Here is a 1,155-nt window from a genome sequence, read left to right as displayed (position 1 = left end):
TTTTTGACGTGTATTGTGTGCGTCTCCTGTCAGCAAGCGCTCTGGCTCACTGCGGCGTATCCGGTGTTGCGAGTGCGTTCACACTCCTTCGTTATCATCACGACCAGACCCCTTGGGTGTTATAGGGTCAAGCCTCACGGGCCATTAGTACACGTTAGCTCAACGCCTTGCAGCGCTTCCACACCGTGCCTATCAACCAGCTGGTCTCGCTGGGCCCTTCAGGAGGCTCTAGGCCTCAGGGATGTCTCATCTTGAAGGGGGCTTCCCGCTTAGATGCTTTCAGCGGTTATCCCGTCCGACCATAGCTACCCGGCAATGCCACTGGCGTGACAACCGGAACACCAGAGGGTCGTCCACTCCGGTCCTCTCGTACTAGGAGCAGCTCTTCTCAAACATCCAACGCCCACGGCAGATAGGGACCGAACTGTCTCACGACGTTCTAAACCCAGCTCGCGTACCACTTTAAATGGCGAACAGCCATACCCTTGGGACCGACTTCAGCCCCAGGATGTGATGAGCCGACATCGAGGTGCCAAACACCGCCGTCGATGTGAACTCTTGGGCGGTATCAGCCTGTTATCCCCGGAGTACCTTTTATCCGTTGAGCGATGGCCCTTCCATACAGAACCACCGGATCACTAGAACCTGCTTTCGCACCTGCTCGACGTGTCTGTCTCGCAGTCAAGCACCCTTATGCTCTTGCACTCATTGCACGATGTCCGACCGTGCTGAGGGTACCTTCGTGCTCCTCCGTTACGCTTTGGGAGGAGACCGCCCCAGTCAAACTACCCACCACACACTGTCCTCGATCCGGATCACGGACCTGAGTGAGAACGCCAATGATGCCAGGCTGGTATTTCAAGGTTGGCTCCCCTCGAACTGGCGTCCGAGGTTCAAAGCCTCCCAGCTATCCTACACAGGCAACATCAGCGTCCAGTGTGAAGCTATAGTAAAGGTTCACGGGGTCTTTCCGTCTAGCCGCGGGTACACCGCATCTTCACGGCGATTTCAATTTCACTGAGTCTCGGGTGGAGACAGCGTGGCCATCATTACGCCATTCGTGCAGGTCGGAACTTACCCGACAAGGAATTTCGCTACCTTAGGACCGTTATAGTTACGGCCGCCGTTTACCGGGGCTTCGATCAAGAGCTTCGG

The 1,155-nt window shown here is 56.2% G+C and carries 1 rRNA gene; it reads right to left on the bottom strand.

What is annotated here, in order from left to right:
* Positions 1 to 123: 123 nt before the first annotated feature.
* Positions 124 to 1,155 (bottom strand): 23S ribosomal RNA (locus tag CWI66_RS17560); the annotation flags it as partial.

Origin of the sequence: Halomonas sp. 141, assembly GCF_002810305.1 — a bacterium.
GTDB classification, from domain to species: Bacteria; Pseudomonadota; Gammaproteobacteria; order Pseudomonadales; family Halomonadaceae; genus Vreelandella; species Vreelandella stevensii.
The sequence above is the reverse complement of the archived record's forward strand: the minus strand, read 5'-3'. Positions and strand labels throughout refer to the sequence as shown.